Below are 21351 nucleotides of genomic sequence, written 5' to 3'. Positions count from 1 at the left end.
AAGCTAAGCCTTACAGCGCCGATGGTACTGCAGGGGGGACCCTGTGGGAGAGTAGTCCCCCGGCGGCCGGGGCTGCTGGCCGCCGTCCTGGCCGGCCACGACCTGGCCGTGGCCACCTCCGGCACCGCCGAGCGCGGCGCGCACGTCCTCGACCCGCACACCGGCCGCCCGGCCGAGGGCCTGGCCTCGCTCACCCTGGTCGGCGCGCCGGGCACCGGCATCGCCCGCACCGACGCCTGGGCCACCGCCGCCTTCGCCATGGGCGCGGACCGCGCCCTCGCCTGGGCCGCCCGCCGGCCCGGCATCGAGGCCCTGGCCGTGCTGCCGGACGGCACCAAGCGCTGGACGCCGGGCCTGCCCGGGCACCTGCCGGCGAGCGGTCCCGCGGACTGGCGGTCCGCCGTCGGCTGACGGACCGGGGCCGCGGAACGCGCGTTCCGGATGCGGAACGGGCGTTCCCGGGAACGCGCGTTCCCGGAAACCTTCGTTCCCCCGCTCCGCCCCGGTTCTACGGCCGCTCCTGCTGCGCCGCCCGCCAGGCCTCCCGGGCCACCAGCGGCGCGAGGTACGACCAGCGCCGCGAACCGTCCGGGCAGGTGCCGCCCTCGACCAGTTCGGAGACCGTCCGGCGGGTGAACGGCACCCAGACGGCCATGTCGTGCTCGAAGGTGCTGTGGCAGGCCTCGCGACGGCGGTCGATCGCGGCCGCGTCCAGCCGGGACCGGACGGTGGCCACCAGCGTGTAGCAGGAGGCCGGCTCGCTCCAGCCCAGCCAGGTGATCGCGGTCGGCCCGACGTCCTCCGGCAGCAGCCCCAGCTCCTCCTCCAGGGCCCGCCGGACCAGTCCGTAGAAGTCCTCGGCGGCGCCCGGCTCGTCGCGGTACTTCATCGTCTCGTTGATCCCGACCGTCCACTGCGCCGGGAAGGTCTCGACCGCCAGCGAGCGGCGGAGCAGCAGCAGCCGCCCCGACCGGTCCCGGACCGCGACACAGGCGCTGACCATCGTGGGCGGCGCCACGGCCACGAAGCTCGTCAGGCCCCGGTCCAGCGCCTCGCGCAGCAGCCGGGCCGCCTCCGGGTCCTCCCGGCCCAGCCCCGTGGTGGCCATGCACTCCGCGTAGTCGCTCTCGGCGATGTCCACCTCGCAGACGCGCGCGCCGCCGTGCTCGCCGTGATCGACCGTCAGCCGCGAGATGTACGCCGTCCGGCCCGCCGCACCGGCCGCCCGGCGGCGCACCACCTCGCCGTCCCAGCCGACCGCCTCCAGCACGTGCGGGCGCTCCACCCGCCCGCGGTGCGCCGTCACCAGGGTGCCCGGCGCCAGCGGCCTGGCGGCCGACCAGGTGATCAGCGGTGCCAGTCCGTCCGCCCGCACGTCGTGCGCCCGGGCGGCCACCGTCAGGCTCGCCCGCCGGACCCGGGGCGCCGGCACCCGGGAGCCGAGCCGCGAACCGCCGAACTTGGCGAAGTCGTACACCAGATTGGTCAGCACGCCGAGCAGCAGCGCCCCACCGATCCCCAGCAGCCACTCCACCCCGGACCCCCCACTTCCGCGATCGACGGCCCCATTGTGGAGCCGCCCCGCCCGTCGGCGGAAGGGCCGCACCCGCCGACGAGCGGCGCCGGGCCGTCCGTCCTCCGCCCTCCGCGCTCCGCCCGGGCGGACGCCCCGCCTACCGGCCGTCGGCGACCGCCAGCCGCACCTGCTCCTCCTCGACGATCCGCGCCGCCAGCGACTGCTCCGACACGTCCACCGCCTCCGGCGTCGACTCCGCGACCTCGCTGCGCCGCGCGTAGTCGTCGAAGAGCCGGCTCTTGGCCCGCAGCAGGTCCAGCATCCGCTGGTCGACGCTGTCCGCCGCCAGCAGCCGGTGCACCCGCACCCGGCGGACCTGCCCCATCCGGCGCGACCGCGCCACCGCCTGCTCCTCCAGGGTCGGCTTGACCTGCGGCTCGCAGAGGATCACCACCGAGGCCGCCTGGACGTTCAGCCCCACGCCCCCGGCCTGGATCTGACAGAGCAGCACCGCGTGCCCGGGCTCCGCACCGAAGGCGTCCACCACGTCCTGCCGCCGCACCGCGTCCAGGGAGCCGTCGATCGGCCCGAACGCCCGGCCCGGCCCGGGCCCCCCGGACTCCCCATCCGGCCCGGGCTCCCGCTGCTCCAGGGCCGATCGGACCGCCGCCAGGACGTCCCGGAAGAACGAGAAGACCACCACCTTCAGCCCGCTGTCCGCCGCCTCCCGGACGATCTCCAGCAGCCGCCGCAGCTTGGCCGACTCCGCCGGGTCCGCGTACCCGGCCCGGCGCATCGCCGGGAAGTTGCCCGCCGCGACGGCCGACCGGTAGGCGGCGAGGTCGGCCGGCGAGAACTCCTCCCACTCGTCCACGTGCACCACCTCGGGCAGCTCGGTGAGCACGTCCCGCTGGTTGCGGCGCAGGTACGCCGGGGCGACCGCCCTGCGGAAGACCGCCGGCCCCGCGGCCCCCGAGACCTGCTGAAGCCCCGGCAGCAAGTCGGGCTGGAGGTACCGCACCAGGGCGCGGAACTCGTCCACCCGGTTCTCCATCGGCGTCCCGGTCAGGAACAGCACCCGCTCCACCCGCTCCGCCCAGGCGGCCACCGCCCGGGAGCGCTGCGCGTCGGGGTTCTTGACGAAGTGCGCCTCGTCCACCACGACCATCCCGACCGTGACCGCCTCGGCCGCCTCCGCAAGCTCCGGGCGGCGCAGCCCGTCGAAGGTCACCACCGCGACCCCGCCGTCCCGCAGCCACTCGGCGAGCGCCGGCTCCCGGTCCGGGCCGTGCACCCGGAACGCCCGCAGGGTGCTGCGGGACTCGACCTCCCTGCTCCAGTTGATCAGGACGCTGGCCGGGCAGACCACCAGGAAGTGGGTGCTCCCCCCGGCCCGCAGGTGCGCCAGCACGGCGATCGCCTGCACCGTCTTGCCCAGGCCCATCTCGTCCCCGATGATGACCCGCCGCTGGGCGAGCGCGAACCGCGCCCCGAACGCCTGGTAGCCGCGCAGCGAGACCCGGCAGTGGGCGTCGTCCAGCGGCTCGGCCCGCACCCGGTCCGACAGTTCCCCGGGCAGGAACCCCTCGGCGGCGGCGAGTTCGACCCCGGCCTCCTCGACGATCCCGCCGAGCACGCCGTAGTAGTCGGCCGAGCGGAGCTCGAAGTCCGTCCACGCCTCGACCGGGTCGACCGGCGGACGCAGCAGGTCCACCGAAGCCTGGGCGAGCAGCACCGGGACCTCCTGCGCCCCGTACCCGGCCAGCGCCTTCTCCAGCCCCTCGACCGCCGCCTGAGCCAGCGCCCGCCGCTCCCGGCCGGCCAGCAGCCCGCGCAGCACCCCCCGGGCCGGCTGCGCCGCCGCCACCAGCGGCTCCAGTTCGGCCTCGACCCGCTCCGCGGCCTCCCGGGCCCGCCGCGCCTCCGGCCCGGCGGCCACCAGCCGCTGGAGCGCGACGACCAGCGCGGTGCCCGTCCCGTCCTGCCGCTCGACGTCCAGCCGCACCGCCACCGTCTGCTCGACCGCCCTGGCGATCTGCCCGGCCGCGGCCAGCGCCTGCGCCGCCGTCTGCGCCCCGATCCCCGGGATCAGCCTCAGCGTGTAGCCGGAGGCCTCCGCCACCTGCCGCACCGTCGCCAGCCCGGCCGCCTCCAACGCCCCGACCCGCAGCCGGCCTTCGGTCACGTCCCGGAGCCGCGCCACCGGGATGGAGTCCAGTTCCTCGCGCACCAGCCGGTCCCGCACGCCGACGTACGCCAGCCGCACCTGCTCCACGGCGCCGCGGTGGTCCGCTACGACCGCCCCGGCCGCGGCCCGCAGGCCCTCCGCCTCGGCGAGGACCGCTCCGGGCCGCCGTCCGCCCCGCCGCCGCTCCCCCATCGCCCGCCCCGTCTCCGCTTCGCGCACGCGACTTCGCTTCGTGCGCACAACCAGGACCCCATGATTCCACTCGCCTCCGCTCCCCGGCCGGGGCGGGGCAGGACGGGGAGCGGAGGCCTGGGCGGCCGGGGCTGGGCGGGGCGGGACCGGCCGGGGCGGGGCGGGCCGGTCGGGACCCCCGGGAGGCCGAACGGGGCCGCGGTCCGGGCGCCCGGCGGTAGGCTCTCGCGCTACAGGGAGGGCGGGGTATGGCCAAGGTTGTCTTCGTGCACGGTGTCGGGAAGCAGTTCCTCAGTGAGGACTCGCTGGCGCGGGACCTCGTCCCCGAACTCATGGGCGGTGCGAGGCTCGCCGGCGGACCGGTCCCCGAACCGACGGACGTGGCCGTCGCGTTCTACGGCGACCTCTTCCGCCCCAAGGGCACCCGCGCGGCAGCCCGGCCGACCTACGACGCGGCCGACATCGAGACCGAGGAGGAGTTCCGGCTCCTCATGGCCTGGTGGGCGGAGGCCGCCCGGACCGACCCGGGCGTGCCCGCCCCGGACGAGCCCGGCACCCGCGGGGCGGCCGGCTGGGCCGCGTCCCGGTCGCTCCGGATCCACACCGTCCGCCGGGCCCTCGACGCGCTCACCGGCGCGAAGTACCTGCGCGGCGTGCTGGACGCGGCGCTGATCGGCAGTCTGAAGCAGCTGACGCGCTACCTGGAGGACGAGCGGATCCGCGAGGCCGCCCAGGCCCGGGTCGCCGCCCGGATCGGGCCGGAGACCCGGGTGGTCGTGGCCCACTCGCTGGGCTCCGTCGTCGCGTACGAAACCCTGTGCCAGGAGGACCACCCCGACCGGGACGTCCGGATGCTCGTCACCCTGGGCTCGCCGCTCGGCATGGGCGCGCTCGTCCTGGACCGCCTCCGGCCCCGGCCCGTCGACCGCAAGGCCCGGTGGCCCAAGGCCCTCCGGTCCTGGACCAACATCGCCGACGCGACGGACATCGTCGCCGCCGTGCGGGAACTCCGCCCCGCCTTCGGCCCCCGGGTCACCGACGTCCCGGTGAACAACGGCTCCCACATGCACGACGCGACGCACTACCTCACGGCCGTGGAGACCGGACGGGCCGTCACCGCAGGGCTGAAGTAAGAGGAGACCGGCCGGCCCATGCACTACCTGATCGCTGCCGGTACGTCCACGTACGGTGCCGACGAGTTCGACCACCTCCCCCGCGCCCTCGACGACGTCGAGCGGATGGCGGCGTTCCTCACCTCGCCGGGCATGGGCTACACCCGGGTGCTCGGGGAGGTCTCCCACGACCCGGTCTCCTCGGAGTTCGAGGACGCGCTCGCCGACTGGTGCGCGGGCGGCGGGCTCACCGCGGAGGACGTCGTGGTCGTCTACTACGCCGGCCACGGCGACCAGCCCGTCCCCGGCGCGCCGTACCGCCTCGCCTGCGCGGACACCCGGTGGAACCGGCCCCGCTCGTGGCTGTCGCCGCAGAACATGGCCGAGATCCTGGCGGCCTCACCGCTGCGGAACGTGCTCTTCGTCATCGACTCCTGCCACGCGGCCAGGGGCGCCGGCGAGATCCAGGGCCTGACGGACGACATCGTGGCCCTCCGGCCGCGCGGCGACGAATTCGGAGCAGGCACCTGGGTCCTCGCCTCCGCCCGCCACCGCGACGCCGCCGACGACGGCGCCTTCGTGCCGCGGCTCATCGAGGTGTGCACGGCCGGCGACGGGCCGTCCCAGCGGTACCTCGCGCCGTCGGCGGTGGCGGCCAAGGTCAACCAGGTGTTCGTCACCGAGGGCCGCAAGCAGCGCGTCGCCTGCTCCTCGAACCACCAGAGCGAGCAGCCGCCGTTCTTCCCCAACCCCGGCCACGACCCGAGCGCCCAGGTCGGCGAGGGGGACGTCCCGGGCGACTCCTCGGACCTCTCCTCGCACTTCGAGCCCCGGGGCCGGGGCGTGGAGCACGTCCACGACCCGGGCTCGTACTTCACCGGCCGGCGGAAGGCCCTCGGCCGGCTGCGGGACGCCATGGCCGGCCCCGGCGGGTGCGGGGCACTGGTGGTCACCGCCGCGCCCGGCTCCGGGAAGTCCGCCGTGCTGGGAAAGCTGGTGCTGGAGGGCTGCTCCGACGTCTCCGTGAACGCCCGTCACCAGACGCTGGAAGCCCTGGTCGCCCGCCTCGCCGCCGTCGCCGACGTCCGGGCGGCCGAGCCGTCGGCCCTGCTCACCGCCCTCGCCAGACGGCGGACACCGCTGCGCGTCGTGATCGACTCCCTCGACGAAGCCGGCCCGGCCGGCGACCGGACGGAAGCACGGCGCATCGCCTGGGACCTGCTGCGGCCCCTGGGCGCCGTACCGTGCGTGCGGCTGGTCGTGGGCTCGCGCCGGGAACTGCTGCCGCACATCGGCGAACAGGTCGGCTCCATCGACCTCGACAGCTCGCAGTACGCGGACGACACCAGTACGGCGGAGTACGTGCGCCGCATCCTCGGGGACACCGGCTCACCGTACGCCGGCCTCGACGACCGGATCGCCGCCATCGCGGGAGAAGTCGCCCGCCGCGCCGGGCACTGCTTCCTGGTGGCACGCATGACGGCCAGCGCCCTCCTGCGCGGCGGCCTGCTGGACACGACGGTCCCCGGCTGGGCGGAGTCCCTCCCCTCCGACGTCGGCGGCGCCTTCGAGGCCTACCTGCGGCGCATCCCGCCGGACCGGAACGCGGGGGTGACCGCCCTGCTCACCGCCCTCGCCTTCGGCGAGGGCAACGGTCTGCCGCGCCGGATCTGGCTGCTCGTCGCCACCCGGCTGTCGGGCATCCCGCTGCGGGAAGCGGACATCGACGCCCTGGTGCAGGAGGACGGGTCCTACCTGACCTGGGCGGAGGTGTCCGCCACCAAGCACTTCCGCCTCTACCACCAGGAACTCACCGACTACCTGCGGCAACGGGCACTGAAGGTCCGCGACCTCCAGGACGTGCAGGAGGGCTTCGTCGACGTCCTGCTCGACCTGACGCCCGGCCGGAACTGGACACACGCCCTCCCGTACGTCCGCCGCCACCTGGCCACCCACGCGGCGGCGGCCGGATCCATCCAGGAACTGGTCGAGGACCCGGCCTTCGTCCTCGCCGCCGACCCGGCCGGGCTGCTCCCGGCCGTGCGCCACAACTCGTGCGACCCGGTACTGGCGATGGTGGTCGAGCGGTTCATGGGACTCCCCGCCGCCGCGGGCATCGACCGGGCCGCCCACCTGGCCTTCACCGCCGAATCCCACGGCGCGGCCGACTTCGCCGGCCGCGCCGAGGAACTGTCCGCGTCGGTACAACGCATCCGGGTCGAAGCCAGGACCGTGACCCCGCACCGCATCGTGGGCCGGCACCACCAGGGAACGTACTCGACGACGTCCATGGCGGGCTGGCGCATGGACAACCTCGTCCTGCCCGACGGTGGCCGGGTGGTGATCGCGGCTGTCCACGGATCGGAGGTGGTCTACGTCTGGCCGATCGACGATCCCTCCCGGGCCACGACGCTCATCCACCCGTCGGGCGTCACCCACCTGAGGGCCCTGCCCTCGCACGCCGGTCGCGCACTGGCGGCGTCCCTCGATGAACCAGGCGACCTCCGGGTGTGGGACGTCGTCGACCAGACGGTGACGCACCATGTCCGGGGAGCACGGTTCGAGGCAATCCTGGATGTCGGCGAACTGGACAACGGCACGTCCGTACTGGCCTGTTGCACCGAGAAGAACATCGTCGTGATCGACTCGGACACGGAAACACTGTTCGACATACCGATCGCTTCCGGCCGGGCCAAGGGCTACGCCACTGCCGCATTCGTGCGGCGCGGCGGTTCGACTCATCTCGTGGTGTGCGACCACGGGGCCGGGACGGTCACCTCCTATGCCGCCGAGGGCGGTTGGGAGAAGACCGTCCTGTTGCGGGACCTGAGAAGCCCGCTGATTCTCAGTCATGCGCCACTGACGCTGGGCAGCGCACTGGTCGCCCTGTGGGAGCCGGGTGAGGATTCGGAGGACTGCGGAAACCTGACACTGCTGGACTGCGCATCAGCCGAAGTCCTCGCGACGGGCTCCCACAAGACGGCGCGCCCTCCCAGTGGCGCGTTCATTCGACGTGATCAGGGAGTGGCCTTCGTGGCCGCGTCCCTTGGCCTTGTCCTCACGTACTCGACCGGGACCGGCCGGGTCGGGGTCGACGAAGCCCGCAGGGCCCAGTCACTCCACCACCTCACCCCGCTCGACCTGGCCGGCGAGACTCATATCTACGCCGCCAGCACGTCCTTCGACGGCAGCGTGGCCATCATCGACTGCACTACGGGCTCACCTACCGGCACCGTGCTCCACGGCCATGAGAGCGCCGTGTGCGGCCTCCACGCGCTCACACCGTCCGCATCCGGGACGCAGGACATCGTCACGATCGGAAACGACGGCACGGCCAGGCTGTGGAACGTGAGCCTGCGAAGCCGAGACGCACCGGATCCAAGAATTCCCGAGAACAAGTTCGACAAGTCGACCACACAGATGATCCATCACTGTCCGGACCGTCCCGACGGTTTCATCGTCGGGTCGTGGTCCGGCCTCCGCGTCGTCGACAGCGGAGCACTCCGACAGGACAAAACCGAGGCGCTGATCGCTCACCGCCTTCCAGGAACCCGCGTTTCGAGTGTCTGTGCACACCTGGCCTACGGCGACACCTTCCACCTCGTGGGGAAGATCGAAAACTCCTCACGAGGACTCACCAGGTCGACACTCTCCTGGCAGCAGATCAGGTCCGGCCGAGAAGTCACGTGCACGCAACCACCGACCCTTTCCATGACTTCCTGGCAGGCGTCGTACCACTTGATTCCACCGAGCACGCCGCACCCCGGCATTCGACTGGTCGGGTTCGATCCGGAGGACGGCCGGATCTTCTTCTCCGGTTCCCCCGAGGAGACATTCGTCGCCGATGACCGATGGCGCGTCGACAATCGGTCGACGATAACTCGTACAGCCGGGTTCGCGAACGCCGACGGGCATGCGGTGCTGCTCATCGCGAATCGCAAGGCGGCCGCCGCCGGAGACTTCCCGGCCAACGGCCAGTACATCCGCGTGGACACGCCTGATGCCGCTCTTCCGACTCGTGGATTCCTCTGGAACGCGACGCTCCGGAAACCCCTCGCCGACTCATCCGTCACGCTGCCGGCAAGGCTCGTCTCACTGGTGCCCCATCATGGAGATCTCGGGACCCGGTACATCGCCACTGCCAGTTCCGATGACTGCGCAACGGTGCTCGACGTGGACAGCCGCCGGATCCACCCGGTGTACCCGGCTCGGCCCGCGCCCGACGGCGGCCGCGAACTTCGCAATCTCACCATCGGTGACGATCACTACCTCAGGTGGGCCGATGTGCCAGCAAGAGCCCCGGTCCTGGCCTACATGGCCGGACTGAGTCGCGACGACACCGCCCTCTCCCCCGTCGTGGTCTGGGACTCCGCGCATCCCTCGGCCCCCGCCCGTGAACTGCCCGTCCGTGCCCGGCGGTTGCTGTGGACGGGGGCGGCGCCGAGTGGGGAGGCGCTGTTGGCGGTCAGTGACGAGTTCGGGATCAGGATGTTCACCCTTCCCGGGGCCGAGGAGGTGTGGTCGGCTCCTCTGCCCGCTCTCGTCACCTCGCTCGCGGCGCGGCCGGGGAGCCCGTATCTCGACCTCGGTGTCGCGACCCAGCAGGGTGTGGTCCTGATCCGGCCCCGGCTCACTCCCTACTGGCAGCGGCGGCTGCTGCGCGAACCCTGACGCGCGCGCACTACGCGCGGCGCATCCGGCGGAGGACGACGAGCAGCAGGACCGCCGTGAGCACCACCAGGATGCCGGCCTCGACGAGTTGGATGGGGACGAGGTGGTCGGCCGGGTGGTAGCGGAGCCAGGAGGCGGTGGCGCCGTCGCAGTCGGTGCTGAAGCCGAAGGCGCAGCGGGTGTTGCTGACGCGGGTGCCGTCGGAGAGGACGGTGCCGCGGTCGAGGAGCCAGGAGTTGGTGGGTTGGGCGGTGCGCAGGGGGGCGACCCGGTCCACGGCGGGGTAGAGGTAGGGGCGGGCCCAGATGACGAGTCCGACCGTGGTGGCGACGAGGGCGCCGGTGAGGAACATCGCGGGGAGGGTGCGGCGGACGAGTTGGCCGACGAGGACGCCGAGCGCCAGTGCGAACAGGGACCAGGCGACCGGGGCGATGCCGAGGGCCGGGTAGGTGAAGAACTGGAACGGCGGGTCGAAGGCGACCGGGCCGTTCACGATGTCCGTCCACCAGACCCAGGTCATCAGGACGGCGAGCACGCCGCTGACGGCCAGGACGGCGAGGCCGGGGACGGCGAGGCGGACGGCCAGCCAGCGGACCGGGTTGACGGACTGGGCGCGGACCAGGCGGATGGTGCCGCGTTCGTACTCCTGGGCCAGCAGCGGGGCGCCGATGAACATGCCGAGCAGCAGTGGGAGCGCGGTGACGGCGGGCTGGAGGACCTGGAGGTACCAGAAGTTCGGGCGGTCCAGCTGCACGACGAGCTTCCAGCACCGAGTGCTGTCCCAGGACTCGGGGTAGTAGCAGTCGGTCCGGCGCAGGTCGCTGACGACGCTGCCGGCGGTGAAGTGGATCCAGAGGATGCCGGCCGCCGCCAGGACCAGCGTTGCACCCAAGGTCCGCAGGAGGAGGCGATTCTGGCGAAGTGTCAGCCAGATGAGCCCGCGCAGGAGGGGGGCCTTGACGGCGGCCGGTGCGGTGGCGCGGTCGGGCAGGACGGTCGTGCTCATGCGGCCACCTCGTTCGGGTCCTTCGGGTCACGCGGGTCGGCGGTGTGGTGCCGGGGCGCGGTGTCAGCGGTGTGGTGCGGGTCGGCGGGTGCGCGGAGGTAGCCGAGCAGCAGGTCCTCCAGGCTCGGGCGTTCGCTCTCCCAGTCGCCGTCCACCGGCTGGTCGGTGCGGACCAGGGCGATGGCCCGGCGGCCGCTGACGCGCCGTTCGACGACGGACTCGGCCGGCAGGGCGGACTCCTGGGCGGCCGGCCCGGTGAGCAGCCGGTGTCCGTCGAGGATCTCCTCCAGGTCGCCGGTGAGCCGGATGCGTCCGCCCTGGACGAGGAGCAGGTGGTCGATGACGCCGTCCAGTTCGGGGAGGATGTGCGAGGACAGCACGATGGTGGCGCCGCGTTCGGCGGCGGCCGACATCAGGGTGCCCATCAGCTGGTGGCGGGCGAGCGGGTCGAGGTCGGCCATCGGCTCGTCGAGCAGCAGCAGGTCGGGGTGCTTGCCGAGGGCGAGGGCGAGGCAGACCCGGGTGCGCTGGCCGCCGGAGAGCGCGCCGATCCGGGCCTTGGGGTTCAACTCGCCCTGGTCGACGATCTGCTGGGCGAGCGACTCGTCCCACACCGGGTTGAGTTCGCGGCCCATCCGCAGCGTCTCGGCGACGGTGAGGCCGGGGTAGAGCGGCTTGTCCTGCGGCACGTAGGCGATCCGGGCGCGCAGCCCGGGGGCCCCGGCCTCGGCGCCGAGTACCTGCAACCGGCCTTCGGTGGGCGCGAGTTGGCCGGCGGTGAGGGCGAGCAGGGTGCTCTTGCCCGCGCCGTTGGGGCCCACCACGCCGCAGATCCGCCCGGCCGGCACGGTGACGTCGCAGTCGCGCAGCGCCCAGCCGGTCCGGTACTTCCTGCCGAGGCCGGTGGCCTCCAGGGCGGTTCCCGGGGTGGTCCCCGGGGCGGATTCCGGGGCCGCTCCCTGCTCGGCCTCCGGTACGGGCGCCGACGCGGGCGCCGTGGTCGTCGGGTTGTCCACCCGGTCCCCCCACTGTTCTCGGTTCGGTGTTGTGCGGGGCCTCAGGCCCCGGTGCGGCGGCGGCCCTCGGCCCCGCCGTCGGCGGCTTCGGCCGCGCTGCCGGTGCCGGTGCCGGTGGCCCTGGCCTTGGTGGCCCGGGCGCCGGCGGCCTGGGCTTCGGTGCCTGCGGCCTGGGCTTCGCTGCCCTCGGCCCGGCTGTCGGCCCCGGTCGCGAAGCGCTGTTCCAGGACGGACGCCATCAGCGCGGCGATGTCCTCGCGCTCCAGTCCGGCTCCCCTGGCCTGGTCCACCCATCCGACCAGGTCCGCGCGGAGCGGCCCGTCCGCCGCCGCCTCCGGCCGGGCGAGCGAGCGCCGGACGAAGGTGCCGAGCCCCGGGCGGGGTTCGACGAGTCCTTCGCGCTCGAGTTCGCGGTAGGCCTTCAGCACGGTGTTGGGGTTGATCGCGGTCAGCTCGACCACCTCACGGGCGGTCGGCAGCTTGTCTCCGGGTTGCAGCAGTCCGAGCCGCAGCGCCTGTTCGGTCTGCTGCACGATCTGCTGGTAGGTGGAGACGCCGCTGCGCCGATCGATGCGGTACTCGATCACCGGCATTCCGGCCTTTCACTAGTTCAATAGTGGAATAGTGGCCCACGGCGGCACGGGGGTCAAGCCGGACCGGGGGCTCCCGGCGGAGCGTTCCGCGAAGCGCTCCGCGGAGCACTCCGTACGGGGCGCTTCAGGGGCGTCGCAGCAGGAGCAGGCCGTCCTGCTCGACCAGCGGCCGGTAGCCGTGTTCCCGGTAGACGGCCAGCATCCGGGCGGTGTCGGCGGTGGCGCACGGGGACAGCACGCTCGGGTCGCGCAGGTCGACGGCCACCCACTGCGGCTCCTGGCCCGTCGGCTGCCGGCACACCAGCGTGACCTGCGCCCGGGCGGTGAGCTGGGCGGCCAGCCGGTTGGAGGCGGCCACGGTGGCGCCGTCGGGTATCCGTCCGAGCAGCGCCCGGGTCTCGGTGAGCCTGGGCGAGGTGCGCCAGGCCTCGGGCATCACCACCTCGTGCAGGGGGTAGAGCGGCAGCGTCACCGCGGCCACCAGGGTGCTGACGGCGAGCGCGCGCCTGGCACGCCGTGCGTCGGCGCGGCGCAGGACGTCCACCAGGGCCGCGAACACGATCGGCATCAGCACCGCGTTGTAGTGGTAACTGACGCCCCAGTAGTGCGAGTTGGTGGAGATCAGCCGCCAGGCGAGGGTGGGCAGGCAGAGCAGGACGAGCGGCGAGCGCAGGCCGGCGAAACCGGCCGTGGCGGCGAGCAGGAACAGCAGCAGCCACGTCACCGGCGGCCGCCCGATCCGCAGCGCCGACGCCCAGAACGAGGACTGCCCAGCGCCGCCCAGCTGCTGCCAGTAGTCGAAGCCCCCGGCCGGGTTGAACGACGGGAGCACGACGAGCACGGTGAGGGCGGTCGCGGCGAGGCCGAGGACGGCGAGGGCGAGCCCGGGCAGTGGGGACCGCCGCCGCTCCCGCCGGGCCTGCCAGGCGATCAGCAGCCCGACGGCGGCCACCGTCAGCCCCAGGTCCTCCTTGACCAGCAGCAGCGGCAGGGACCAGAGCGCGGCGGCGAGCGGGCGGCGCCGGCCGAGTGCGGTGGCGGCGCAGGCGAGCAGCGGGACGGCGAAGGCGATCTCGTGGAAGTCGTCGGCCGCGGCCCGGACGATCCCCCAGGAGGCCCCGGTGGCGCAGCCGACGAGGAGCGCCACCCGCGGCCCGGCCACCTCGTGGGCCCAGGAGCTCAGCGGGACGACGGCCAGCGCCATCAGCAGCGCCTGGGCGACGACGAGGGTGAGCGGGCTCGGGAGGGCCCGGTAGACGGGGGCGAGGACGGCGATCAGCGGGTGGAAGTGGTCCCCGAGCAGGTGGTAGCCGGGCCCCTTGAGCGGCACGATCGGCGCCTGCCCGTGGGCGTACGCCCGGACGGCCTGCTCGAAGATGCCCAGGTCGTAGGCCTTGGTGAGGCCGCGCCGGTGCCGGTTGACGGCGACCCAGGCGTAGAGCGCGGCAAACCCGGCCGCCAGGCCCCAGGCGAGCGGGGCGGAACGGCGGGCGCACGACCTCACGAGCGTCGCGAACGCCACGGACCTTGCGGGCATCGCGAACGCCACGGGCGCCACGGGCGTCGCGGGCGCCACGGGCACCGTGGACGGCGCCGGGGGCACCGCGGACGGCGCCACGGGCGTCGCGGGCCGCAGCGGCATCGCGGGCGCCGGCGTCGCCGGCGGGGCGGAGGTTCGGAGCCTGCGGGAGACGGAAGCGGGCATCGGTAAAGTACCCTTTCACTATTCGATTAGTGGAAGGGTGGTGGAACCCCGGGCAACCGTCAAACCCGGTCGGACGACGCCGACCGGGCCTTCGGGCTGCCCCTCCGGGGCCGCGATCCGGCTCACTCCGCCCAGTCGGAGCCCTTGATCACCTCCACGAAGTCACCGCGCTCGAAGCCCGGCACGAAGTGGGCGAGCACGTCCGCCTTGACGTTGCCGAAGGTGGTGTCCGGGCGGTTCCGGATCCCGGCGGTGAACACGGCCAGGATGCGGTTCTTGAAGTCGGGCCGCGGGTGGGCGGCGACCACGGCGGCACGCTGCCCATCCGTGATCGCGTGGTAGCCGAGGCCCAGCACGTCCAGTTCCACACCCCGGGTGACGAGGGCGATCTCGGGCGCCATGTGCAGCGGGATCTCCGGGGTGGTGTGCAGGGCGATGGCGGTCCAGACCCGCTGCGCAGGCTCACCGGTGACGCCGTGGGACTCCAGGAAGCGGCGGGCCTCGTCGGCGCCGTCGACCTCGAACCGCTGGTCGGTCCGGCCGAAGCGGCTGGTGAGGCCGAGGTCGTGGAACATCGCGCCCACGTACAGCAGCTCCGGATCGAACTCCAGCCCCTGTTCGGCACCGCGCAGCGCGCCGAACAGGAACACCCGGCGCGAGTGGTCGAACAGCAGCGGCGAGGCCGTGTCCCGCACCAGCTCGGTCGCCTCGCGAGCCAGGGCGCTGTCCGGGATGCGCACGCCCGCGATCGTCTCCACCGTCTTGTTGGTCATGGTTTCCTCCGCTTTCACGACTGTTCGACCGACTCCTCCACCTTCGCCGCCGGGCGTAGGCTGGCGCCATGTCCGCACAGACACCCGCACCTCGGATCCGGACATGACGTCCCGGGTCGCCTTCCTCGTCTTCGACGGCATGACGCTGCTCGACGTCAGCGGCCCGCTGGAGGTCTTCCACCAGGCCGGCCGGCTCGGCCACCCGTACGGGACCGTCCTGGTCTCCCCCGAGGGCGGCACCGTCACGGCCTCCAACGGAGTGACCCTGGCGGACACCGCCGCACCACGGGACGCCGGGGGGATCCTCGACACCCTGGTGGTGGCCGGAGCCGACCACCTGGCCGCCGAGGGCCCCGACGAGCCCCTGCTCGCCGCCGCGCGCGGCCTCGCCAAGCGGGCCCTGCGGGTCACCTCCGTGTGCAGCGGCGCCTTCGTGCTCGCCGCGCTCGGGCTGCTCGACGACCGCCGGGTCACCACCCACTGGCGCCACGCCCCGGCCCTCGCCCTCCGCCACCCCCGGGTGCGGGTCGAACCGGACGCCCTGCACATCCACGACGGCCGCTACCACACCAGTGCCGGCATCAGCGCGGGCATCGACCTCGCCCTCGCCCTGGTCGAACTCGACCACGGCGCCGAGGCCGCCCGGGCGATCGCCCGCGAGCTGGTCGTCTTCATGCAGCGCCCCGGCGGCCAGTCGCAGTTCTCCACCGCCCTGGCCACACCGCCCGCCCGCAGCGACCTCCTGCGCACCCTCACCGACGCCGTCCTCGCCGACCCCGCCGCCGACCACAGCCTGCCCGCGATGGCCGCCGCCGCGGCCGTCAGCACCCGCCACCTCACCCGGCTCTTCCAGGCGGAACTGCACAGCACCCCGGCGCGCTGGGTCGAACGCGTGCGCCTCGACCGCGCCCGGCAACTGCTCCTCGACGGCCACGGCGTCACGGCCGCGGCGCGGCACAGCGGTCTGGGCAGCGACGAGACCCTGCGCCGCGTCTTCGCCCGCCACCTCGGGACGACACCGACCGAGTACCGCAACCGTTTCACCACCACCCACGACCCGGCCGGTTGACGCCCGGCCCCCGGACACGTCCCCGGGCGGCTTGACCTTGACGCTACGTCAGGGTTGGACGCTTTCCCCATGACGAACGAGAGCGCTTCCGCCACCACACCCATGTCCCCGCCCGCAGCCACGCCCGCCTCCTCCTCCACCGACGCCGCTCCGCCGCACCCCCCGGTCGGCGGGTTCCAGGAGGTCGACGGCCGCCGCCTCTACGTGCACCGGCAGGGCACCGGCGGGCCCGCCGTCGTCTTCCTGCCCGGCGCGAGCGCGATCGGTCTGGACTACTTCGGCGTCCAGCAAGGGGTTTCGCAGTTCACCACCGCCGTGGTGTACGACCGCGGCGGCACCGGCTACAGCGACGAGGTCGCGCTGCCGCGCACCGCCGACGACGTCGCCACCGAGCTGCACGAACTGCTGCGCGCCCAGGGCATCCCCGGCCCGTACGTCCTGGTACCGCACTCGCTCGGCGGCGCCTACGCCCACGGGTTCGCCCAGCGGTACCCGCAGGACGTGGCCGGGTTGGTCTGGCTGGACGCCTTCCACCGGAACTGGGACGACTTCGTGCCCGCCGAGGCGAGTCTGGCCGCCAGCGTACGGATGTCGCCCACCGAGGAACAGCTGCGGCAGGCCCTGCCGGCCATCCGGCGGATGGCCGAGGAACTGCTGGTGGACTACCCGGCCGACGTCCGTGACGCGGTGACCGAGTACCACGTGAGCGAGCGCTGGATCCACGCCGGGATCGCCGAGCGCGCCTCGATGCCCGACCTGGCCGTCGAGCTGCGGGCCGGGGCCGATCTCCCCGACGTCCCGGTGATCGCGCTCACCCCGATGGGCATCGACCCCGGGCAGCAGGCGCTGATGTCCGCGGAGACCCTGCGGGCGATGCACGACGGCAAGGCCCGGCTGGACGCTGCCATGGTGAACGCGGTCTCCGACGGGGAACAGCGCGTCCTCTCCGACACCGGGCACAGCCAGCTCGTCTTCGAGCGCACCGACGCCGTCGTCCAGGCGATCCGCGACGTCGTCGACCACGCGCGCCGCCGCGCCTAGACTGCGCCCCGCCGCACCCCGGCGGGAACAGGATTCCCGCCGGGGACAGAAGCAGGAACAAGGGACAGGAACGGAGCCGGACGGTGCTCACGATCAGTCAACTCGCCGCGACCGCCGGTGTGACCGTGCGCACCGTCCGCCACTACCACCAGGTCGGGCTGCTGCCCGAACCCGAGCGCGACGGCTCCGGCTACCGCCGGTACAGCGCGCAGGCCGCGGTGGACCTCATCCGGATCAGGACGCTCGCCGACGCCGGGGTACCGCTGGCCCGGATCGACGCGCTGCTGCGGGCCCGGCCGGAGGAGTTCGCCGCCGCCGTCACCGATCTCGACGCCGAACTGCGGCGCCGGATCGACCAACTCGCCGAGCACCGGCGCCGGATCGCCGACCTGGCGAGCGGCGAGCGGCTCGCGCTGCCGCCCGAGGTGGTCTCCATCCTCGACCGGATGCGCGCGCTCGGGGTCAGTGAACGGTCCGTACGGCTCGAACGCGACACGTGGATCCTGTTGCAGGCCCTCGACCCCGAGACGATGCGCGACGGCATCCGGGCGAAGAACGCCGGCTTCGACGACCCCGAGACCACGCGGCTGTTCCTGCTCTGCGACCAGTCGCTCGACTGGGACCCGTACGATCCGCGCGTGGACCGGCTGATCGACGACCTGGACGCGTGGGAGATCAGCCACGGACGGAACAGCAGCCGGCCCACGAAGCAGGCGGTGATCTTCTCCCGGATCGCCGAGGCCTCGCCGGTCTGGCAGCGCATCCTCGACGTGCTGGCGCACCGCGCCAAGCAGCGCCACTCCGCCGGATCGGCCGGATCGGCCGAAGTCGCCACCATCACATCCACCGTCGCCACCTCCACCGCCGCCGCGGACACACCCGCCTCCCGGAAGCGTTGACGTCGGATTCACGCCAGCCCAACCCCCGCCCGCCCTGGTGGACTTCGGGCCATCGACCCACCGCCCACCACCGACGGGACCTCCGGCATGCCGACCGGCACCACCCTCCGCTCCGCTCCGCCCACCCCGAAGCCGCGCACCCGGGAGGGCGGCACCCTCGCCGTCCTCGCCGTGACGACCGGCGTCTTCTCCATCGTCACCACCGAGATCCTCCCGATCGGCCTGCTGACCCCGATCGGCGCCACCTTCCGGATCTCCGACGGCACGGCCGGGCTGATGATGACCCTGCCGGGCATCGTCGCCGCCGTGGCCGCACCCGTGGTCACCGTCGCGACCAGGCGTGCGGACCGGCGGACCATGCTCTGCGCGCTGCTGGCGGTCCTCGCCCTGGCGGACCTGCTCAGCGCACTCGCCCCCGGCTACTGGGCCGTCCTGGCCGCCAGGGTCGCCCTCGGCCTGGTCATCGGGGCGTTCTGGTCGATCGGTTCCGGGCTGGCACCTCGCCTCGTCCCCGAGCACCGGCGGGCCCGGGCCAACACGTTGATCTTCTCCGCCGTGCCGCTCGGCTCGGTGCTCGGCGTGCCGGCGGGCGTCTACCTCGGCTCCCTGGCCGGCTGGCGGGCGGCCTTCCTCGCGATGGCCGTGCTGACCCTGCTCGCCCTGGCCGCCCTCCTGCGGTCGCTGCCCCCGCTGCCGCCGCTGACCGCCACCGGGCCGGGCGTGCTGCGCGGACTGCTCGCCGGCCGGGGCACCCGGACCGGCATCGCGGCGACCTTCCTGATCGTGGTGGCCCACTTCGGCAGCTACACCTACGTCACCCCCTTCCTCGCCGACACCACCCACGCCGGCACCGGCCTGATCACCGCCCTGCTGCTCGTCTACGGGGCCGCGGGACTGCTCGGCAACGTGCTGGCCGGCGGACGGGCGGCCGGGGCCCTGCGTCCGGTGTTCGGCGCGGCGGCCGTCCTGCTCGCCGGCGCGGCCCTGCTGCTGCCGCTGCTGGGCACCTCGGGACCGGGTGCCGCCGTCCTGCTGACGCTCTGGGGCCTGGCGTACGGCGCCGTGCCGGTGTGCTCGCTCAGCTGGTTCCTCGCCGCGGCCCCGCACACCCCGGAGGGCGCCGGAGTGGTGTTCACCTCGGCGTTCCAGGCCGGCTTCTCGATCGGCGCGCTGGCCGGCGGCCTGGTGGTGGACCACTCCTCCCCCGCCACGGTCATGCTGCTCGGCGGGGCCGTCGCCCTGCTCGCCGCGGCCACCGTCGGGCGGTACGGCCACCGGGCCCGTCCCGAGCCGACACCCTGACGCGCCTGCGTCCCGGCCCTGGTCGTCGGCACGGTTCGTGGCGAGAATGCCGGGGTGCCGGCAGCCCGCCCCTCCCACGGGACGGGCTGCCGGCGCCGGCCGGGACGGTCCCGGGCCGGAACGGACGGGAAGGACGGCCGACGGATGGGCGAGCAGAGGGATCCGGCGATCCACGGACGGTTCGGCGACTACCAGAACGAGATCTACCTGCGCGGGCTCGGCGGGGTGCTGCCGACGATGCCGATGGCCTTCCCCGAGCTGGAGGCGCGGGCGAGCACGGCCCTGGCGCCCTCGGTGCTCTCCTACGTCGCGGGCGGCGCGGGCGACGAGTCCACCCAGCGGGAGAACGTCGCCGCCTTCGGGCGGTGGGGCCTGGTACCGCGGATGATGATCGGCGCGAGCACCCGGGACCTGACGGTCGAACTGTTCGGCCTGCGGCTGCCGACCCCGCTGTTCATGGCGCCGATCGGGGTGATCGGCCTGTGCGCCCAGGACGGGCACGGGGACCTGGCCACCGCCCGGGCCGCCGCCCGCACCGGCGTGCCGATGGTCGCCTCCACCCTGACGGTCGACCCGCTGGAGCAGGTGGCCGCCGAGTTCGGCGACACCCCCGGCTTCTTCCAGCTCTACACGCCCACCGACCGGGCGCTCGCCGAGAGCCTGGTGCACCGGGCCGAGGCCGCGGGCTACCGGGGCATCGTCGTCACCCTGGACACCTGGGTCACCGGCTGGCGCCCGCGTGACCTGGCCACCGCCAACTTCCCCCAGCTGCGCGGCCACTGCCTGGCCAACTACACCTCCGACCCGGTGTTCCGCGCCCGCCTCGCCAAGGCGCCGGAGGAGGACCCGCAGGCGGCCGTCCTGGAGTGGGCCGGCGTCTTCGGCAACCCGCTGACCTGGAACGACCTGCCCTGGCTGCGCTCGCTCACCGACCTGCCGATCCTCCTCAAGGGCATCTGCCACCCCGAGGACGTCCGCCGCGCCAGGGACGGCGGCGTCGACGGCATCTACTGCTCCAACCACGGCGGCCGCCAGGCCAACGGCGGGCTCGCCGCCCTCGACCTGCTCCCCGACGTGGTCGGGGCCGCCGACGGCCTGCCCGTCCTCTTCGACTCCGGCGTCCGCTCGGGCACCGACGTCGTCAAGGCGCTCGCCCTCGGCGCCACCGCCGTCGGCGTGGGTCGCCCGTACGCCTACGGCCTCGCCCTGGAGGGCACCGACGGCATCGTCCACGTGCTGCGCTCACTCCTCGCCGAAGCCGACCTCCTGATGGCCGTCGACGGCTACCCGACCCTCGACTCCCTGCGCACGAACGGTGCGCTGCGCCGAATCTGACGCATGATCAGCCTTCGGCGCACGCACGCAACAGGAGGGGCTTGCCGGGACATTCGGGACGGCCCTACGCTCGAACGGCACAAATCGGGTCCGTACGTTCCCGCTCGCTCGGAGGTCCGCCATCATCCGCGTCCTGCTGACCGCCTTCGAACCGTTCGGCCGCGATCCCCTGAACTCGTCCCTGGAGGCGGGCCGGCTGGTCGCCGCCGGTCCGCCGGCCGGAGTGGCCCTCGACTTCGCCGAGCTGCCCTGGGTGTTCGGCGACTCGATCGCCGAACTGCGAAGGGCGGTGGCCCGGTTCGAACCGGACCTGGTCATCGCCACGGGCCAGGGCGGCAACCGCCCGGACCTCACGGTCGAGCGGGTCGCCATCAACCTCGACGACGCCGTCCGGGGCCCCGACCGCAAGGGCAACCAGCCGGTCGACCAGCCGGTGGTCCCGGACGGCCCCGCCGCCTACTTCTCCTCCCTGCCGGTGAAGGCCTGCGTGGAGGCGGTCCAGCAGGCCGGCATCCCCGCCACCCTCTCCCACACCGCCGGCACCCAGCTCTGCAACCACGTCTTCTACGGGCTGGCCCACCTGATCGCCACCGAACACCCGGACCTGCGCGGCGGATTCGCGCGCCTCCCGTACCTGCCGAGCCAGGTGTCCGGGCGGGAGAAGAGCGCCTCGATGGCCGCCGAGACGGCAGCCGAGGGCGTCCGCATCCTCATCCGCAGCGCGGTCGCCGCCCTCCACCCGCCACCCGTCGGCCCCCTCGCCACCCCCCGCCGCCGCCCCTGGCTCCCCCGCCGCCCCGGCTGACCCGTCACCGGGGGCTTGGTGGGCCCGGTCCGGTCCGGAAATGCGAAGAACCCCCATCCGGGACCCGGATGGGGGTTCTTCAGAAGAATTGTTCGGCGGCGTCCTACTCTCCCACAGGGTCCCCCCTG

Annotated in this window: 16 protein-coding genes; 9 read left to right on the top strand and 7 right to left on the bottom strand. The window is 73.8% G+C overall.

What is annotated here, in order from left to right; translation table 11 throughout:
* Positions 1-411: FAD:protein FMN transferase (locus tag AB0E96_RS21490; RefSeq protein ID WP_359825978.1), on the top strand; the 411-nt coding region annotated here is incomplete at its 5' end.
* 97 nt (positions 412-508) lie between these two features.
* Here AB0E96_RS21490 and AB0E96_RS21485 read toward each other — a convergent pair.
* Together AB0E96_RS21485 and AB0E96_RS21480 are read right to left on the bottom strand one after the other, a co-directional pair.
* Complete coding sequence (locus AB0E96_RS21485; RefSeq protein WP_359825975.1) at positions 509-1534, bottom strand: NUDIX domain-containing protein; 1026 nt, start codon at positions 1532-1534, stop codon at positions 509-511.
* 139 nt (positions 1535-1673) lie between these two features.
* Entirely contained in the window at positions 1674-3896 is a 2223-nt protein-coding gene (locus AB0E96_RS21480; RefSeq protein ID WP_359825985.1) for a DEAD/DEAH box helicase, read from the bottom strand.
* 248 nt (positions 3897-4144) lie between these two features.
* Here AB0E96_RS21480 and AB0E96_RS21475 point away from each other — a divergent pair, with 248 nt between their 5' ends.
* Positions 4145-5029, top strand: a complete 885-nt coding sequence (locus AB0E96_RS21475; RefSeq protein WP_359825972.1) for a hypothetical protein — start codon at positions 4145-4147, stop codon at positions 5027-5029.
* 18 nt (positions 5030-5047) lie between these two features.
* Positions 5048-9679, top strand: a complete 4632-nt coding sequence (locus AB0E96_RS21470) for a caspase family protein (RefSeq protein ID WP_359825970.1) — start codon at positions 5048-5050, stop codon at positions 9677-9679.
* Between the two features lie 10 nt (positions 9680-9689).
* Here AB0E96_RS21470 and AB0E96_RS21465 read toward each other — a convergent pair whose 3' ends face one another.
* The 5 genes from AB0E96_RS21465 to AB0E96_RS21445 form a co-directional block, all read right to left on the bottom strand.
* On the bottom strand, positions 9690-10685 hold the full coding sequence (locus tag AB0E96_RS21465) for a hypothetical protein (RefSeq protein WP_359825967.1): 996 nt from the start codon (positions 10683-10685) through the stop codon (positions 9690-9692).
* Positions 10682-11599: an ABC transporter ATP-binding protein gene (locus AB0E96_RS21460; protein ID WP_359825983.1), complete on the bottom strand. Its 918-nt coding sequence runs from the start codon at positions 11597-11599 to the stop codon at positions 10682-10684. Before AB0E96_RS21460 ends, AB0E96_RS21465 begins: the two co-directional genes overlap by 4 nt.
* A gap of 143 nt (positions 11600-11742) precedes the next feature.
* On the bottom strand, positions 11743-12294 hold the full coding sequence (locus tag AB0E96_RS21455; RefSeq protein ID WP_359825965.1) for a GntR family transcriptional regulator: 552 nt from the start codon (positions 12292-12294) through the stop codon (positions 11743-11745).
* 124 nt (positions 12295-12418) lie between these two features.
* Positions 12419-13831 carry a DUF2079 domain-containing protein gene (locus AB0E96_RS21450; RefSeq protein ID WP_359825963.1) on the bottom strand — a complete coding sequence of 471 codons (1413 nt, stop codon included), beginning with the start codon at positions 13829-13831 and terminating at the stop codon, positions 12419-12421.
* Between the two features lie 290 nt (positions 13832-14121).
* The gene (locus AB0E96_RS21445; RefSeq protein ID WP_359825960.1) at positions 14122-14772 is read right to left on the bottom strand and encodes an HD domain-containing protein; all 651 of its coding nucleotides are present in this window, start codon (positions 14770-14772) and stop codon (positions 14122-14124) included.
* A gap of 103 nt (positions 14773-14875) precedes the next feature.
* Here AB0E96_RS21445 and AB0E96_RS21440 point away from each other — a divergent pair, with 103 nt between their 5' ends.
* From AB0E96_RS21440 to pcp, 6 genes are all read left to right on the top strand, one after another.
* A complete protein-coding gene (locus tag AB0E96_RS21440; RefSeq protein WP_359825959.1) occupies positions 14876-15841 on the top strand; it encodes a helix-turn-helix domain-containing protein in 966 nt (321 codons plus the stop codon).
* A gap of 69 nt (positions 15842-15910) precedes the next feature.
* Positions 15911-16882: an alpha/beta hydrolase gene (locus AB0E96_RS21435; RefSeq protein WP_359825957.1), complete on the top strand. Its 972-nt coding sequence runs from the start codon at positions 15911-15913 to the stop codon at positions 16880-16882.
* 83 nt (positions 16883-16965) lie between these two features.
* Positions 16966-17781, top strand: a complete 816-nt coding sequence (locus tag AB0E96_RS21430; protein ID WP_359825954.1) for a MerR family transcriptional regulator — start codon at positions 16966-16968, stop codon at positions 17779-17781.
* An 87-nt stretch (positions 17782-17868) separates the two neighbouring features.
* The gene (locus tag AB0E96_RS21425; protein ID WP_359825951.1) at positions 17869-19083 is read left to right on the top strand and encodes an MFS transporter; all 1215 of its coding nucleotides are present in this window, start codon (positions 17869-17871) and stop codon (positions 19081-19083) included.
* A gap of 144 nt (positions 19084-19227) precedes the next feature.
* Positions 19228-20418 carry an alpha-hydroxy-acid oxidizing protein gene (locus AB0E96_RS21420; RefSeq protein ID WP_359825949.1) on the top strand — a complete coding sequence of 397 codons (1191 nt, stop codon included), beginning with the start codon at positions 19228-19230 and terminating at the stop codon, positions 20416-20418.
* A gap of 121 nt (positions 20419-20539) precedes the next feature.
* A complete protein-coding gene (gene pcp / locus AB0E96_RS21415; RefSeq protein ID WP_359825980.1) occupies positions 20540-21223 on the top strand; it encodes a pyroglutamyl-peptidase I in 684 nt (227 codons plus the stop codon).
* The last annotated feature ends 128 nt before the right edge of the window (positions 21224-21351 follow it).

The sequence above is a fragment of the Kitasatospora sp. NPDC036755 genome (assembly GCF_040636595.1).
GTDB lineage: Bacteria > Actinomycetota > Actinomycetes > Streptomycetales > Streptomycetaceae > Kitasatospora.
Note: the sequence above shows the minus strand (reverse complement) of the source record. Positions and strands in the feature narration are given on the sequence as shown.

Coding starts and splice junctions, on each gene's coding strand:
- AB0E96_RS21450 (WP_359825963.1), bottom strand. CDS start 13,831: ATGCCCGCAAGGTCCGTGGCGTTCGCGACGCTCGTGAGGTCGTGCGCC.
- AB0E96_RS21435 (WP_359825957.1), top strand. CDS start 15,911: ATGACGAACGAGAGCGCTTCCGCCACCACACCCATGTCCCCGCCCGCA.
- AB0E96_RS21420 (WP_359825949.1), top strand. CDS start 19,228: ATGGGCGAGCAGAGGGATCCGGCGATCCACGGACGGTTCGGCGACTAC.
- AB0E96_RS21440 (WP_359825959.1), top strand. CDS start 14,876: ATGACGTCCCGGGTCGCCTTCCTCGTCTTCGACGGCATGACGCTGCTC.
- AB0E96_RS21445 (WP_359825960.1), bottom strand. CDS start 14,772: ATGACCAACAAGACGGTGGAGACGATCGCGGGCGTGCGCATCCCGGAC.
- AB0E96_RS21455 (WP_359825965.1), bottom strand. CDS start 12,294: ATGCCGGTGATCGAGTACCGCATCGATCGGCGCAGCGGCGTCTCCACC.
- AB0E96_RS21475 (WP_359825972.1), top strand. CDS start 4,145: ATGGCCAAGGTTGTCTTCGTGCACGGTGTCGGGAAGCAGTTCCTCAGT.
- AB0E96_RS21470 (WP_359825970.1), top strand. CDS start 5,048: ATGCACTACCTGATCGCTGCCGGTACGTCCACGTACGGTGCCGACGAG.
- AB0E96_RS21465 (WP_359825967.1), bottom strand. CDS start 10,685: ATGAGCACGACCGTCCTGCCCGACCGCGCCACCGCACCGGCCGCCGTC.
- AB0E96_RS21480 (WP_359825985.1), bottom strand. CDS start 3,896: ATGGGGGAGCGGCGGCGGGGCGGACGGCGGCCCGGAGCGGTCCTCGCC.
- AB0E96_RS21425 (WP_359825951.1), top strand. CDS start 17,869: ATGCCGACCGGCACCACCCTCCGCTCCGCTCCGCCCACCCCGAAGCCG.